The organism is Arcicella rosea (assembly GCF_014204325.1).
Lineage (GTDB): Bacteria > Bacteroidota > Bacteroidia > Cytophagales > Spirosomataceae > Arcicella > Arcicella rosea_A.
In genome coordinates this window covers 1-14,700 of record NZ_JACHKT010000038.1, presented here as the reverse complement: position 1 = coordinate 14,700, position 14,700 = coordinate 1, and the positions used below count along the sequence as shown (strand labels likewise).

Sequence of the window (14,700 nt, the reverse complement as noted above, 5' to 3'; positions counted from 1 at the left end):
TATGTTGCTCATAGATTTTGTAATGAAAAAATTCTACTATGCTGAATCCACTTCTGAAATGCAGTTACCGATACTTATTAGCATATTTTCAATGATAGCCTTGCATTTACAAATTAGAAAACAAAAGAAGGCTAATCAATAATTTAACTTCCACCCGTGTATACACTCATAAAAAACAAGAAATACTTTAAGTCAATTTTTATAAATAATAAGTAGAATATTTACAAAGATTTGACAATACTAATCAGAATTCTATCATCAGTACCATAAACAAAATTAAATTAAAACATGAGACTATTTAACAAACTCTTCGGAAAAAAAGAAAGTATTCCAACAGAACAATCCATTGATACGCCCATCTCAGAGGTACAAAAAGACAGAGAAAGTTATCTAAATGTGGGTCAGAGTATTTTTCCTATGATTAAGTCGATTGATGACCCAAGAATTTTGATGGTATCAAAGAGTAATCCATTAATCACCGAGACATTGAGTGAGGGAATTGTAACTTGCTATGCCTTGGATACGGGCGATAATTATGAAATGCTTTCACAGTCGCACTTACTAAATTTTGGACTAACTATAGAAGATATTCAACAGGCGGCGATGAGGAACTTAATCAAAAAAGTTAATGAAAATTGTCAAATTGGTGTAATTGACTTATCTGAACAAAACCCAGAAATCAAACCATTTTATCAAATAGAAATGGATGCCGATTTTAATCCATCGATGATGCTTTTAGACCAATTTTGGGAGACAACCGCCAAAGACATCCTCAAGTCAGATACTATCGCCGTTTCTATTCCAGCCAAAAATCTATTGTTTTTTTCAGACATGAAATTAATGGAAAGTTTCAGAACAATGCGACCAATAGCAAAACAAATGTATGAAGCATCTATCAGTGACGGCATTGCTTTGACGAACAACACTTACATAAGAAAAAATGGAAAATGGGTATTGTTCTTAGATACACCAGAACAAATGGAAGAGCTTTGGTAGAAGAAAAGAGCAGATAGTTAATCATAGGAAAATAATGTAATGACAACACCTTGGCGTTGTCATTACATCAATATGAATATAAGTATTTTCTTCACTAGTTTAAGTATTAAACAAAGCATCACTTGTATTTATAATGAAGTATTTCTTTTCGAAAAGAAATACTTCAAATGTCCAAGCCACAGGCTTGAACAAATAAATACCTCTTGTATCTTTCATCTCAAAGTCCTCCAGTTCTAAAGTCCAAAACTCCAAAACTCTTGTCTCTTGCTTCTTCTGTCTAAATCCAGTCATTTTGGCTTGAAAAAATCAATTCTTCTTTGAAAAATCCGCCATTATTTCCGAAAAAATAGCTTGGCTTGGCTTTTGTTAAATAAGGTGTATCAGTGATTGAAAAAATAAAATCATTTTACACAATGAATTTTAATAAATATACAACCAAGACTCAGGAGGTAATCCAACACGCTGCTTCGATTGCCTCTGCCAATGGACAACAAGCCATTGAAACGGGACATTTGCTAAAAGCCATTATCGACGAAGAGCCGAATACTTCGGAGTTTTTGATGAAAAAATTGAATGTAAATCAAGTACTTTTTTCTTCAAAACTAGGAAATATTGTAAACGCCTATCCAAAAGTTTCTGGCGGAGGACAGCCCTATTTAGCCAACGATGCTGCCGCTGCCTTTACCAAAGCAGAAAGTTTATTAAAGGAGTTTTCGGATGAATTTGTATCCATAGAATTATTATTATTGGGAATCCTTTTAGGGAAAGATTCTGTGGCAAGTTTGATGAAAGATAGTGGATTCAGGGAAAAAGAATTAAAGAGTGCCATCAAAGAACTAAGAGGAAACACAACCGTGAAAGACCAAAACGCAGAAGCAACTTATCGTTCATTAGAACGCTATGCTCGAAACCTAAACGAATTAGCCAAAGCTGGAAAGATAGACCCAGTGATTGGTAGAGACGAAGAAATTCGTAGAGTATTACAAATTCTATCAAGACGTACCAAAAACAATCCGATGTTGGTCGGTGAACCGGGTGTAGGTAAAACCGCCATCGTAGAAGGTTTGGCTCAAAGAATTGTGATGGGCGACGTACCCGAAAACCTAAAATCTAAACAGATTTATACGTTAGATATGGGTTTGCTGATTGCTGGAGCAAAATATAAAGGTGAATTTGAAGAAAGATTAAAAGCTGTCATCAAAGAAGTAACCGATGCCGAAGGCGAAATCATCATGTTTATTGATGAGATTCATACCTTAATTGGTGCAGGCGGTGGCGGAGATTCTGCGATGGATGCTGCCAACTTATTAAAACCAGCTTTGGCTCGTGGCGAACTCCATGCGATTGGTGCAACTACATTAAAAGAGTACCAAAAGTATATTGAGAAAGACAAAGCTTTGGAACGCCGTTTCCAAATGGTAATTGTGGATGAACCAGATATTACTGATGCGATTTCTATCTTGAGAGGGATTAAAGAAAAATATGAATTGCACCACGGTGTAAGGATTCAAGATGATGCCGTGATTGCAGCTGTTGAATTATCAAGTCGCTATATTTCAGACCGTTTCTTGCCCGATAAAGCCATTGATTTAATGGACGAAGCTGCTGCAAAAATGCGTATGGAAATAGATTCAGTGCCAGAAGAAATTGATGCTTTGAAACGTAAAGTCATGCAATTAGAGATTGAACGTGAGGCAATCAGACGAGAAAATAACGTAGAGCGTGAAAATATTATTAGCAGGGAATTGGCAGAACTCACCGACAAGAAAAATAACTTGATGGCGAAATGGGAAGGTGAGAAATCTGTCTTAGACGAAGTACGCAAAGAAAAAGAAAATATCGACCGCCTAAAATTAGAAGCAGAACAAGCAGAACGTGCAGGCGATTATGGAAAAGTAGCAGAAATTCGTTATGGAAAAGTAGTTGAAGCTGAAAACAAACTTAAAACATTACAAAACGGAAAATCTGCCAATAAAAATGGTGAAGCTCCGATGTTGCAAGAAGAAGTAACACCAGAAAACATTGCCGAAGTAGTAGGTAAATGGACGGGCGTTCCAGTTTCAAAAATGATGCGTGCCGAACAAGAAAAACTTTTGCATTTGGAAGTAGAATTAGGCAAAAGAGTAGCAGGACAAGAAGAAGCGATTGAAGCGATTTCGGATGCTGTTCGTCGTTCTCGTGCAGGAATGCAAGACCCAAAACGTCCGATTGGTTCGTTTATTTTCTTGGGAACTACGGGCGTTGGTAAAACAGAATTAGCGAAAGCTTTAGCGGATTACTTGTTCAACGACGAAAATGCGATGGTCAGAATTGATATGTCTGAGTACCAAGAACGTCATGCGGTAAGTCGCTTGGTGGGAGCTCCTCCGGGATACGTTGGTTATGACGAAGGCGGACAATTGACCGAAGCCGTTCGTAGAAAACCTTATTCTGTTATTTTGTTGGATGAAATCGAAAAAGCTCACCCAGATGTTTGGAATATTTTGTTACAAGTATTAGACGACGGTCGTTTGACGGACAATAAAGGTAGAATTGCTAATTTCAAGAATACCATTATCATTATGACTTCTAACATTGGTAGCCATATTATCCAAGAAAAAATGGGTGAAATGGAAGGTTGGAACAACCATATCGTCATGGAAAAAGCCAAAGAAGAAGTAATGGTTTTATTGAAACAAGTAGTAAGACCAGAATTTTTGAACCGTGTGGATGAAATTGTGATGTTTGAACCTTTGAGCAAAGACAACTTGAGTCAGATTGTAAAAATTCAATTCAAACAAATTCAAGACCGTTTGAAAGAACAAGGTATTACGCTTGAAAGTACAGACGAAGCATTGGTTAAACTTGCAGAAGAAGGTTATGAACCAACGATGGGTGCAAGACCTTTGAAAAGAGTAATGCAAAGAAGAATCTTGAATGAATTATCGAAACAAATCCTCGGAAATTATATCAATAAAGATTCTGTTGTGATGATGGAAGTAGATGACGAAGGAGCGATTAAGTTTGAAAATGTAGGCAAATTAGAGGTAGAGTAAACCTTGATTGACCGAATAATAAAAATAGGATAAATATTTGTAAGCCAGCCTTTTAAAGGGCTGGCTTTTTTGTTATGTTTAAGTTTAAAATTAATCAACCAATTTAACTTGAGATAACATCATGAACATCGTATGCAATGTATTAGCTCTGTTGATAGTCTTCGGAGCAATTTATTTATCCTACAGTACCAAAATTCTAAAAGACCCAGAAGTTGACCATCCACTTTATGGCAAAATTGAAATGTATAGCTTTGCCAGAACACAAGGGTTATGGTGGACAACGCTCATTGGTGCTTGTTTTGTAATTGGTTTCGGAGCGAATGGGGAAGTAATCAATTTGAATGCAACTTGTTTGGTGCTATTGAGTATTGGCGTAGGAACTACCGCCATTGGTGGTATTATTGATACGCCAAAAGATGATGATAATGCAACGGATGGTGTTATTCCTCAAAATATTTTCAAAAAGAGAATACCTCATTTTTTTAGAGATATTCTTTCAGATTCTACAGGAATAACCGTTTATCGTTATCAAGCATTAATTTTTAATCTTATCTTTAGTATCGTTTTCTTGGTTGAGTTTCTTGAAAATATTTCGAATAGCAAGATGGAATTTCCAGTATTTGAAAAGGAAACTTTAGGATTGATGGGCATCAGTGCCGCTACTTATTTAGGTATGAAAGCGAATGAGAAATGAAATGATTAATTTCTGTAGAATGAAACTATTGATAGTATTTACTTTAATAATTTTATTAGTAGAAAGTAAAGCAGATTGTCAAGTAAAAATAGAATGTAATAAAGTAGATACAGGGCTCAATTATAAAAAGAATCCTAACACAAAAGTCTGGAAAATCAATGATGCAGTTGTTGCTTATGAATCTGAAATGACTATTGATGTAGATGGTTCTCCGCAGGCTTATCATCCACAAAATATAGGATTGGATAATCTTTCAAGTGCTGGAGGAATTACTAATTTGAGCAAAAATGTGATCGTTTTTGAGGGAGATAAACCTTATATTCAAACAGAAGAAGACCCATTTCCGGGATATTATCTTTCTCAAACTTCTTTGCAAGATGCTACAAAAAAAGTAACAGATTATAGAAGATACGTTAATTCTGAGGAAATTCCCTACATCGCCATTCCTGCAAATCTTAGAACAATTGGTGTGAAAAATGGCGATTTAGCTTATGTTTTTAGTAGAAAAACTGGAAAAAGTTGTTTTGCTATCATCGCTGATACAGGAAGTAATACGCACATTGGCGAAGGTTCAATTAAGTTAGCAGAAAATTTGGGTATTAAATTGATTTATAAAAAGACTATAAAACAGATTGTAGGCTCAGACTCAAGCGGAGGAATTGTCTATTTAATTTTTCCCAATTCTGGTATTAAAAAACCTTTGACACTAGCTCAAATTGAAGCCCAATCTCAACAATTTAATATGGCTGAAATTAATAATATTTTAGAATGTTTATAGCAGCAAAAGATTTAGCTAATTTAGCCACTTGTTGTTCAGGTGGCTATTTTTATGAGGACTTAATTTTAGCGAAAGGTTTTTATTACTTGTATTCTTTTAAAATTTATTCTTGCAAAAATTGTAAATAATTGTAGTTTTTTAGATAGATTATACTGTTTTTTCTGCGGTATTTTTATGTAGAAAGATTAATTGCCTAATGATTTAACATTGATTTCTTACAAAAAAGGACATGAAGTAGATTTTTAAGCATTACTTTCATTTTCCGATTCAATCATTCATTTCAACCTAAAAAATATTTTATAAATGTTGGACTTTCAAATCAAGGAGCAATCAACAGTTTATGATGTTGTCATCATTGGCTCTGGTGCTGGCGGTGGTATGGCAGCTTATGAGCTTACCAAAGCTGGTGCAAAAGTTTGTGTACTCGAAGCAGGGCAATATTATGACCCAGCCGACCCAAAATATATTACTCAATTAAAAAGTCCTTGGGAATCTCCTCGTCGTGGTGCTTCAAGTACTCGTGCTTTCGGTGATTTTGATGCCGCTTATGGTGGTTGGGACATAGAAGGTGAGCCATATACTCGTAAAGACGGTACTAAGTTCGACTGGTTTCGTTCAAGAATGTTAGGAGGAAGAACCAATCACTGGGGAAGAATTTCCTTGCGTTTTGGTCCAGATGATTTTAAAAGAAAGTCTATTGATGGTTTGGGCGAAGATTGGCCAATTGGTTATGATGACGTAAAACCATATTACGATTATGTAGATAAATTGATTGGTGTTTTCGGAACAAATGAAGGAAGAAGAAACGACCCAGATGGTTATTTTTTACCTCCTCCAAAACCCCGTTTACATGAATTGATGCTTAAAAAGAGTGCAACGAATATTGGTATTCCAGTGATTCCTTCACGTCTTTCAATTCTGACAAAACCTATCAATAAAGACCGTGGACAATGTTTTTATTGCAGCCAGTGCAATAGAGCTTGTCAGGCTTATGCCGATTTTTCTTCTTCATCAGTTTTGATGATTCCTGCTATGAAAACAGGAAATTGTACATTGATTACCAATGCAATGGCTCGTGAAGTACTGACAGATCCAACAACAGGTTTGGCAACTGGAGTATCTTACGTTGATACTCGTACAATGACGGAGAAAGTAGTTAAAGGTAAAATTGTAATTTTAGCAGCCAGTGCTGGTGAAACGGCTCGTTTGTTATTAAACTCAAAATCTGCTCGTTTCCCGAATGGTTTAGCCAATTCAAGTGGTATCGTTGGGCGTTACATCAATGACTCTACAGGTGCTTCTCGTTCAGCAATTATTCCAGCTTTGTTTGATAGAAAACGTTATAACGAAGATGGAGTAGGAGGAATGCACGTTTATACGCCTTGGTGGGGAGATAATAAAAAATTAGATTTCCCAAGAGGTTATCACATCGAATATGGTGGAGGTATGGGAATGCCAGCTTATGGTTTTGGTTGGGGTATTGAAGGAATTAATGAGAAATTCCCAACTCGTGAAGGTATCAAAAAAGCGGCTGGTGGTTATGGTGCATCTTTGAAAGAAGATTATCGTCGTTTCTACGGAGCATATATCGGTATGGCAGGTAGAGGCGAACCTATTCCTGACTATAATAATTATTGTGAAATTGACCCAACAGTAGTTGATAAATTTGGTATTCCAGTATTGCGTTTCCATTACAATTGGTCGGATTATGAAATCAAGCAAGCAAAACACATGCAGGAAACTTTTGAACAATTGATTACTGAAATGGGCGGAACTCCGCTAGGTAAAAAGCCAGATGCAAGCACTAATTACGGTTTAGCTGACCCAGGAAGAATTATCCATGAAGTAGGAACTGTGAGAATGGGTAAAGACCCGAAAACATCGGTATTGAATTCAAATTGTCAGGCACACGATGTGAAAAACTTGTTTGTAGCAGATGCTGCACCATTTGTTTCGCAAGGAGATAAAAATGCAACATGGACAATCTTGGCATTATCTGCTCGTACTTCTGAATTTATTATTAATGAAAAGAAGAAAGGGAATTTGTAAAGAGGGGAAAGCTCCCATATCTGATTTTCAAATTTTCAAATCATCAAATTTTCAAATCATGTTCTTATGAAAAGAAGAGATTATTTAAAAAATATAGGGCTTTCATCATTGGGTATGGCCGTGGTGAGCCAAGAAGCAGTAGCCATGGAGCTATTGCAAGGTCCAAAGCCTAAACCGAAAGCTGCTAAAGCAACTACTCCTGCTGTTCCTAAATATAATTATGGTAGAACAGAAGATGAAATTGCTCGTGATGCTAAATTATTAGCAGAGAAATTCTTCAATGACCATGAAATGAAAACTATCACGGTGTTGGCGGATATTATTATTCCTGCTGATGAGCATTCAGGAAGTGCTTCTCAGTCGGGAGTACCAGCTTTTATAGAATTTATCGTCAAAGATCAACCAACTTTTAAAACGCCTATGCGTGGAGGTTTACGTTGGATGGATTCTGCTTCGATAAAGCGTTTTGGGAAGACTTTTATTCTTTGTAGCAAAACGGAACAAATCAGTTTAGTGGATGAAATTGCTTATCCAAATCAAGCAAAACCAGAAGTATCGCAAGGAGTAAATTTCTTTTCTTTGATGAGAAACCTTACTGCATCAGGTTTTTATTCTTCAGAAATGGGACATCATGATATTGGCTATGTTGGTAACAAACCAAACAATTGGGAAGGAGTACCAGAAGAGGTTTTAAAACAGTATGGTTTAAGCTACGATTCTTAATAAAAAAATGGACGGGATTTACATCTCGTCCATTTTTATTTTACGGGATGAAATCCCGTTTTACTTATATTTCTACACTGACTAAATTTCTTACAATATCATCAAAAGTCTCTCTTCTACGAATCAATTTTGCTTCTCCATTTATCACTAATACTTCGGCAGGTAGCAATCTTGAATTGTACTGTGAAGCCATCGAGAAACAGTATGCACCAGCATTTTTCATGGCTATAATGTCGCCAGAACTTACTTTGTTCATCAATCGTTCACCTTGTTTTCCTTCTGGTGTCCACGAAAAAGTGTCCGTTTCGCAAATATACCCCACCACACGATACTCTTCTTGAACAGATTCGTCTTCGTTTGAAGCATTGAAAATATCATGATAAGAACCGTACATCATCGGGCGACCGAGGTGATTCAATCCAGAATTTACACAAACAAAAGTTTTGATTGGGTCACGTTTTACCGTATTGGCAGTTGTCAGGAAAGTACCTGCTTCACTTACTAAGAATTTACCCGGCTCAAACCAAAGTTGTAGTTCACGACCATATTTTTTAGCAAAATCCAAGAAAGCATTACTCAATACTTCGCCTACTTCTTCCATATCAGTCACAATGTCGCCGTCTTTGTAAGCAACTTTGAAACCTCCGCCCAAGTCGATAATTTCTAAGTCTTTAAAACTAAAAGCCATTTCCAAAATCGCACTGGCAGCTTGTGTAAAAGCATCTGCATTTTTCACATCCGAACCCGTGTGTTGGTGCAAACCGATAATTTTCATATCGTATTTTTCAACAATTGCCAAAATTTCAGCTTTTTGGTGAATCGAAATACCAAATTTAGATTCTGGATGAGCCGTCATAATTTTTTCATTACCACCTCCAAAAACGTGCGGTTTCAAACGAATCAAAGCTCCTTTGGTATTGCCAAAACGTTGTCCGAATTTCTCAAGTACGTCCAAATTATCCAAATTTATTCTTGTACCTAGCTCAGCCGCCAATTCGATTTCGTCAAAAGAAACACCACTTGGCGTAAAAGTAATTTGCGAACCTTCGTAGCCAGCCATCATCGCCAATCGCAATTCTTCGGGCGAAACCACGTCGATTTCCACACCATGTTTACGCATCAACTTCAAAATCGCCAAATTAGTATTGGCTTTACAAGCATATTTAATCTTGAGATTAACATTCTTGAAAGAATCACGAAGAATGGATATTTTTTCGATAATTTTGTCAGCGTCATAGACGTACAAAGGCGTACCGAATTGATTAGCTAAATCAGTAAGTTTGATGTTTTGGATGGAGTAATAAGACATATTTTGAATTGGAATTGCGAAATTCAGCTTTATTTACCTTGATTATTTAGGAATTTTAACCTTAAAATGAAAATTTGAACTACAAAGATACTCCCAACAATTTACCAACTAAAAACAAATGCCTTTAAAAGTTAATTTTATTCTTTCAATGATGGTGTTTTTTAAATAAACCCTAAATTGAACTTTAAATTTTCAGCAAAAGTTAAATCTATAATTAGCCAAAGAACCAAGTTCTTTATTATTCATAAATTTTAGAAAAAATGCAAGTAGAATTAGTTAGAATAGATGATGCCTTTCACTTTCAGGCAAATGGAATGTCGGGCGTACCAGTTGATATTGATGCTGCCGAAAATATTGGCGGACATAATGCGGGTTCTCGCCCAATGGAATTATTATTGATGGGCTTAGGTGGCTGTACTGCTATCGACGTGATTCTAATCATGAAAAAGCAACGTCAAGTAATCGAAGATTTGAAAATTTCGGTTTCTGGTGAACGTGAAAAAATTGAAGGAACTGAAATGACTCCTTTTCGCAAAATCAATATTCATTTCAAATTCAAAGGAAATGTCGTTGAGGAAAAAGCTAAAAAAGCGATTGAATTATCTATGGAAAAATACTGCTCGGCAACGGCTCAGTTTAGTGGCTCGGCAGTAATTACACATACTTTTGAGATTGAGTCTTAATTGAGTGAATGAGTGATTAATTTACATTTTCAATTACCTGTAAAGAAAGCTTTCCTACATTTCTGGAAATATATCGTAGTTTCGCTCGTTTTCTATTTTTAACATTCAATAGCATTTTAACATTCAATTTTTATACACATGAAAAAGGTAGTTTTAGGTTTATCCTTGTTAGCTTTTGTAGCAAACATTTCTTTGGCACATGACAAAGAAAAAGGTTCTAAATGTTGTAGCCCCAAAATGGCTGCGGCTCACAGTAAGTCAAAGTCGAAATGCTGTGCAGAAATGACTAAATCTGCTAAAGTAGAAAAAGTAGCAGACAAAAAAGCGGTTAAGAAAACAGCCTAAGCCTATTAGGAATTTCATTGCAAGACTCATCAATCCTATCAAAGGCTATTGATGAGTTATTTTTTTATGTAATTTTGGAGTCGAAAAATTAAATCTTCGTTTCAATCTTCTCTTTTTTCACAAAATTTAAAGCTCATTACTTATAGCTTACAGCCAACAATGCAACAATATCATACGCTTTTAAAACATATTCTTGAAAACGGAACGCAAAAAACCGACCGCACTGGTACAGGTACTACCAGTATTTTTGGCTACCAGATGCGTTTCAATTTGCAGGAAGGTTTCCCCTTGGTAACTACTAAAAAAGTACATTTAAAATCTATCATTCACGAATTACTTTGGTTTATCAATGGCGATACCAATATCAAATATTTAAAAGATAATGGTGTAGGAATCTGGGACGAATGGGCGAATGAAAATGGCGATTTGGGACCAGTTTATGGAAAACAATGGAGAAGCTGGACTGCACTAAATGGCAAAGTAATCGACCAATTAAAAGAAGTAATTGATACTTTAAAGAAAAGTCCAGATTCAAGGAGAATCATTGTGAGTGCTTGGAATGTTGGTGAATTGTCGGAAATGGCTCTGATGCCTTGTCATGCACTTTTTCAGTTTTATGTTGCCGACAATAAATTGTCTTGCCAATTGTATCAGCGTTCGGCGGATGTATTTTTGGGTGTGCCTTTCAATATCGCCTCTTATGCTTTATTGACGATGATGGTTGCTCAAGTATGCGATTTGGAAGTTGGTGATTTTATTTGGACTGGAGGCGATACGCATATTTACTCGAATCACTACGAGCAAGTAGCTACTCAGTTAGCTCGTGAGCCACGTGAATTACCCACAATGAAAATCAATACAGCCGTAAAAAGTATTTTTGATTTTAAATTTGAAGATTTCACTTTAGAGAACTACAACCCTTATCCGGGAATCAAAGCTCCTGTGGCAATTTAGAGATGATCTTAGAGAATAATATAACAAACATGAGTCATCCCGAATTTTAAAATCACAAAAAAGCGGTCGAAAAACTAATTTCGACCGCTTTTTTGTGATTGATGAACAACGAATTCCTACTGTTTGAGCGGAGCGAGTTTAGGAATTCTTGATTTTTTTGTTACTTTTTGCATCAAGGCAAAAAGTAAGGACGAGAACAAATCCAAAAAACTTTTAAATCTTCTAAAACTCGCTATTTTAGAAGAAAATTCGGGATGACTCATGTTTTGTTAACGCTAGTTTTACTTATCCAATATTATCAATATCAAAAGGTAAAGTTCGGATTCTAGTACCTGTTAAATTATAAATCGCATTACAAAGAGCGGGTGCAAATGGAGGTAAACCAGGTTCACCAACTCCGCCTGGTAATTCTTGATTATCAACAATATGTACTTCAGTAGCAGGCATTTCGTTAAATCTCAATACATTGTATTGGTGGAAATTACTTTGTTCGGCTTGTCCGTCTTTGAAAGTAATGCCGTTTTTAATCGCAGCTGTCAAGCCCATCACAATATTTCCCTCGGTTTGGGCTTTGATATTGTCTGGATTCACCGTCATTCCGCAGTCGATTACCGAAACTACTTTTTCAATTTTAACGCCTTTACCACTTTTTGAAACCGTAACCGCATGAGCGACAATCGTTCCAAACGAACGAGCAATAGCAATTCCTGTGGCTTGTCCTTCTGGTAATTTCTGATGGTAATTAGCCTTTTTCGCTAACGTTTGCAATACTCTACTGAATCTTGAAGCATCTGCCAACATATCCAAACGGAAAGCCAATGGGTCTGTTTTTGCCGCATGAGCTAATTCATCCATAAAACTTTCTTGTCCGAAAGCCGTCGTTGAAGAATAAACCGAACGCCACCAAAGAATTGGAATATCTGTTTCTGCTAAATGGAAACTCGCTTTACGACTCGCAAAATCATAAGGACTATCTTCTGTATTAGCGGTTTCAATCGCCCAATCGTCTGGAGCATTTTTCAATGGATTGCCAAATACTTGGTGTTGAATTGAGCTACCCACAATTTTATGATTGTGTGCTACAATATTTCCTTTATCGTCCAAACCACCTTGCATAGCTGACAACATTCCCGGACGGAATGGTCCTTGCGTAGTATCATCTTCACGTGTCCAAATTACTTTTACAGGAGCATTTACTTGTTTGGAAAGATTTGCTGCTTCCAACACGTAATCGAAATAAGCTTTTCTTCCGAAAGCACCGCCCATAAATGGCACGTTTACTTTTACATTTTCAGGTTTGATTTTCAAATATTGTGCTACTTGTGGAATCAATCCGTCTGGTCCTTGAATAGGTGCCCAAATTTCTACTTTATCACCTTGTACCCAAACGGTAGCATTTTCTGGTTCTAGTGGAGCATGTGCCAAGAAAGGTGTTTCATATTGTGCCTCTACTTTTTTGGTAGCACTTTCAAAACCTTTGTTGAAATCGCCTACTTTTTCATTTTTGTACTCAATCCCTTCTGTTTTGGCTAAAGCTCTTAGGTTTTCAAAGTACGCATCTGTTGAAATTTTATCCGAACCTTGTGCATCCCAATTGATTTTCAAAGCTCTTCTTCCTTTCAACGCTGCCCAATATGTATCAGCAATTACGGCTACTGCTTCAACAGCTTTATGAGGCATTTTACGTTCTGTTTTTACCACATATTTTACGCCTTTTACTTTCATTGCTGCCGAACCGTCGAAGCTAACCACTTTTCCATGAATGGTTGGAGAGCGTTCGATACTTGCATACAACATTCCCGGAATATCTGAATCTATCCCGAAAACGGCTGTTCCATTTACTTTTGAAGGAATTTCTGGACGTGGCACCGATTTCCCCAACAATTTAAAATCCTTTTGGTCTTTTAATTTTGGTTCTTTCGGAATTTCTAATTTCGAGGCTTCTTCTACTAATTCTCCATAAGTATAAGATTTGCCCGACGGTTTATGAAATACTTTCGCTGCTGAAGCATAGCATTCAGAAACAGGTACTTGCCATTTTTTACTGGCAGCGGTAATCAACATTTCTTTGACTGCTGCACCTGCTTTACGCATTGGTAGCCAACGAGTACGCACAGACGACGAACCGCCCGAAAGCTGTGCACCATATTTCCCTTGTCCGTCTGTATTTCTGATTTCTACTTGGTCTAAAGTAACTTCTAATTCTTCTGCAATTAAAAGCGGAAGCGATTGATAAGTACCTTGTCCCATATCTGGGCGTGCATTGAAAAGGATAATTTTACCATCGTCATTAATTAAAATATATGGATTCAATTCTATTCCTAAAGCACTTGCACTACTTGTATCAATTTTGTGAAGGCTTTCGGCTTTACCGATTGATGGTAATGAGAACCCAATTGCCAACATGGTGCTGGCTTTTATAAATTTTCTGCGTGAATTGTTCTGTGTCATGTTTTTGTGGTTTTGAGATTACTTACCCGAAGAATTTGCTCCATCTTTCATCAATTCGGCGGCTCTGTGTATTGCCTTACGAATACGTGGATAAGTACCACAACGACAAATATTTCCCGACATCGCTTCGTCTATATCCGCATCGGTTGGATTACTCTTTTCTTTCAATAAAGCTACTGCCGACATGATTTGTCCAGACTGGCAATAACCACATTGCGGTACTTGTTCTTCAATCCAAGCTTTTTGAACTGCACTATCCGTATTCACAGAAATACCTTCAATTGTTGTGATTTTGTTAGCAGCTTTCAACGTAGAGATTGGCGTTGAACATGAACGAATCGGTTGGCCGTCCAAATGAACTGTACAAGCTCCGCAAAGTGCCATACCGCAACCAAATTTTGTTCCTTTCAAACCTACGTGGTCACGAATGACCCACAAAAGGGGAGTATCGGCATCAGCATCAACATTATACTTTTTGCCATTTACTGTGAGATTATATTTTGCCATGTTTTTTTGATTTTTTGATGTTGGCTGTCAGCTTTCGGACTTCGGATTTCAGCCTTCAGCTTCCATAGTTTTTGTATTTTTTTTGGCTCAACCCTTAAACTGGGCTGATGATTAAACATTGTTGATAATTTCTCAAATCTGGCGTTAAAAGTAGTTGAAAAGTTTCTTGTAAAGCC

At 36.7% G+C, this 14,700-nt stretch carries 13 protein-coding genes; 9 read left to right on the top strand and 4 right to left on the bottom strand.

Annotation, left to right across the window (positions count from 1 at the left end; all coding sequences use genetic code 11):
• The first annotated feature begins 288 nt into the window (after nucleotides 1-288).
• Entirely contained in the window at nucleotides 289-996 is a 708-nt protein-coding gene (locus HNP25_RS18915) for a DUF1444 family protein (RefSeq protein WP_184136826.1), read from the top strand.
• A 99-nt stretch (nucleotides 997-1,095) separates the two neighbouring features.
• Here the strand turns inward: HNP25_RS18915 and HNP25_RS18910 are convergent, their stop codons facing one another.
• Complete coding sequence (locus tag HNP25_RS18910) at nucleotides 1,096-1,287, bottom strand: hypothetical protein (RefSeq protein ID WP_184136824.1); 192 nt, start codon at nucleotides 1,285-1,287, stop codon at nucleotides 1,096-1,098.
• 122 nt (nucleotides 1,288-1,409) lie between these two features.
• On the opposite strand from HNP25_RS18910, the gene clpB reads away from it, so the two are divergent.
• From clpB to HNP25_RS18885, 5 genes are all read left to right on the top strand, one after another.
• Nucleotides 1,410-4,031, top strand: a complete 2,622-nt coding sequence (clpB, locus tag HNP25_RS18905; RefSeq protein WP_184136822.1) for an ATP-dependent chaperone ClpB — start codon at nucleotides 1,410-1,412, stop codon at nucleotides 4,029-4,031.
• A gap of 121 nt (nucleotides 4,032-4,152) precedes the next feature.
• Nucleotides 4,153-4,725 carry a hypothetical protein gene (locus HNP25_RS18900; RefSeq protein ID WP_184136820.1) on the top strand — a complete coding sequence of 191 codons (573 nt, stop codon included), beginning with the start codon at nucleotides 4,153-4,155 and terminating at the stop codon, nucleotides 4,723-4,725.
• Nucleotides 4,726-4,744: 19 nt separating this feature from the next.
• Nucleotides 4,745-5,503 carry a glycoside hydrolase family 75 protein gene (locus tag HNP25_RS18895; protein WP_184136818.1) on the top strand — a complete coding sequence of 253 codons (759 nt, stop codon included), beginning with the start codon at nucleotides 4,745-4,747 and terminating at the stop codon, nucleotides 5,501-5,503.
• A 303-nt stretch (nucleotides 5,504-5,806) separates the two neighbouring features.
• Entirely contained in the window at nucleotides 5,807-7,552 is a 1,746-nt protein-coding gene (locus HNP25_RS18890) for a GMC family oxidoreductase (protein ID WP_184136816.1), read from the top strand.
• Between the two features lie 66 nt (nucleotides 7,553-7,618).
• Nucleotides 7,619-8,275 carry a gluconate 2-dehydrogenase subunit 3 family protein gene (locus HNP25_RS18885; protein ID WP_184136814.1) on the top strand — a complete coding sequence of 219 codons (657 nt, stop codon included), beginning with the start codon at nucleotides 7,619-7,621 and terminating at the stop codon, nucleotides 8,273-8,275.
• A 64-nt stretch (nucleotides 8,276-8,339) separates the two neighbouring features.
• Here the strand turns inward: HNP25_RS18885 and lysA are convergent, their stop codons facing one another.
• Nucleotides 8,340-9,584, bottom strand: coding sequence for a diaminopimelate decarboxylase (gene lysA / locus HNP25_RS18880; RefSeq protein WP_184136812.1), 1,245 nt, complete (start codon nucleotides 9,582-9,584; stop codon nucleotides 8,340-8,342).
• A gap of 260 nt (nucleotides 9,585-9,844) precedes the next feature.
• Between lysA and HNP25_RS18875 the strand changes: the two genes are divergently transcribed.
• The 3 genes from HNP25_RS18875 (at nucleotide 9,845) to HNP25_RS18865 (ending at nucleotide 11,566) form a co-directional block, all read left to right on the top strand.
• Nucleotides 9,845-10,267, top strand: a complete 423-nt coding sequence (locus tag HNP25_RS18875) for an OsmC family protein (protein ID WP_184136810.1) — start codon at nucleotides 9,845-9,847, stop codon at nucleotides 10,265-10,267.
• 138 nt (nucleotides 10,268-10,405) lie between these two features.
• Nucleotides 10,406-10,612, top strand: coding sequence for a hypothetical protein (locus HNP25_RS18870; RefSeq protein ID WP_184136808.1), 207 nt, complete (start codon nucleotides 10,406-10,408; stop codon nucleotides 10,610-10,612).
• 159 nt (nucleotides 10,613-10,771) lie between these two features.
• Nucleotides 10,772-11,566, top strand: coding sequence for a thymidylate synthase (locus tag HNP25_RS18865; protein WP_184136806.1), 795 nt, complete (start codon nucleotides 10,772-10,774; stop codon nucleotides 11,564-11,566).
• A gap of 285 nt (nucleotides 11,567-11,851) precedes the next feature.
• Here the strand turns inward: HNP25_RS18865 and HNP25_RS18860 are convergent, their stop codons facing one another.
• Together HNP25_RS18860 and HNP25_RS18855 are read right to left on the bottom strand one after the other, a co-directional pair.
• Nucleotides 11,852-14,017: a xanthine dehydrogenase family protein molybdopterin-binding subunit gene (locus HNP25_RS18860; RefSeq protein ID WP_184136804.1), complete on the bottom strand. Its 2,166-nt coding sequence runs from the start codon at nucleotides 14,015-14,017 to the stop codon at nucleotides 11,852-11,854.
• A gap of 18 nt (nucleotides 14,018-14,035) precedes the next feature.
• Nucleotides 14,036-14,524, bottom strand: coding sequence for a (2Fe-2S)-binding protein (locus HNP25_RS18855; RefSeq protein WP_184136802.1), 489 nt, complete (start codon nucleotides 14,522-14,524; stop codon nucleotides 14,036-14,038).
• Nucleotides 14,525-14,700 lie beyond the last annotated feature (176 nt).

Coding starts and splice junctions, on each gene's coding strand:
- HNP25_RS18865 (WP_184136806.1), top strand. CDS start 10,772: ATGCAACAATATCATACGCTTTTAAAACATATTCTTGAAAACGGAACG.
- HNP25_RS18875 (WP_184136810.1), top strand. CDS start 9,845: ATGCAAGTAGAATTAGTTAGAATAGATGATGCCTTTCACTTTCAGGCA.
- HNP25_RS18915 (WP_184136826.1), top strand. CDS start 289: ATGAGACTATTTAACAAACTCTTCGGAAAAAAAGAAAGTATTCCAACA.
- clpB (WP_184136822.1), top strand. CDS start 1,410: ATGAATTTTAATAAATATACAACCAAGACTCAGGAGGTAATCCAACAC.
- HNP25_RS18870 (WP_184136808.1), top strand. CDS start 10,406: ATGAAAAAGGTAGTTTTAGGTTTATCCTTGTTAGCTTTTGTAGCAAAC.
- HNP25_RS18860 (WP_184136804.1), bottom strand. CDS start 14,017: ATGACACAGAACAATTCACGCAGAAAATTTATAAAAGCCAGCACCATG.
- HNP25_RS18900 (WP_184136820.1), top strand. CDS start 4,153: ATGAACATCGTATGCAATGTATTAGCTCTGTTGATAGTCTTCGGAGCA.
- HNP25_RS18890 (WP_184136816.1), top strand. CDS start 5,807: ATGTTGGACTTTCAAATCAAGGAGCAATCAACAGTTTATGATGTTGTC.
- HNP25_RS18895 (WP_184136818.1), top strand. CDS start 4,745: ATGAAACTATTGATAGTATTTACTTTAATAATTTTATTAGTAGAAAGT.
- HNP25_RS18910 (WP_184136824.1), bottom strand. CDS start 1,287: ATGACTGGATTTAGACAGAAGAAGCAAGAGACAAGAGTTTTGGAGTTT.
- HNP25_RS18855 (WP_184136802.1), bottom strand. CDS start 14,524: ATGGCAAAATATAATCTCACAGTAAATGGCAAAAAGTATAATGTTGAT.
- HNP25_RS18885 (WP_184136814.1), top strand. CDS start 7,619: ATGAAAAGAAGAGATTATTTAAAAAATATAGGGCTTTCATCATTGGGT.
- lysA (WP_184136812.1), bottom strand. CDS start 9,584: ATGTCTTATTACTCCATCCAAAACATCAAACTTACTGATTTAGCTAAT.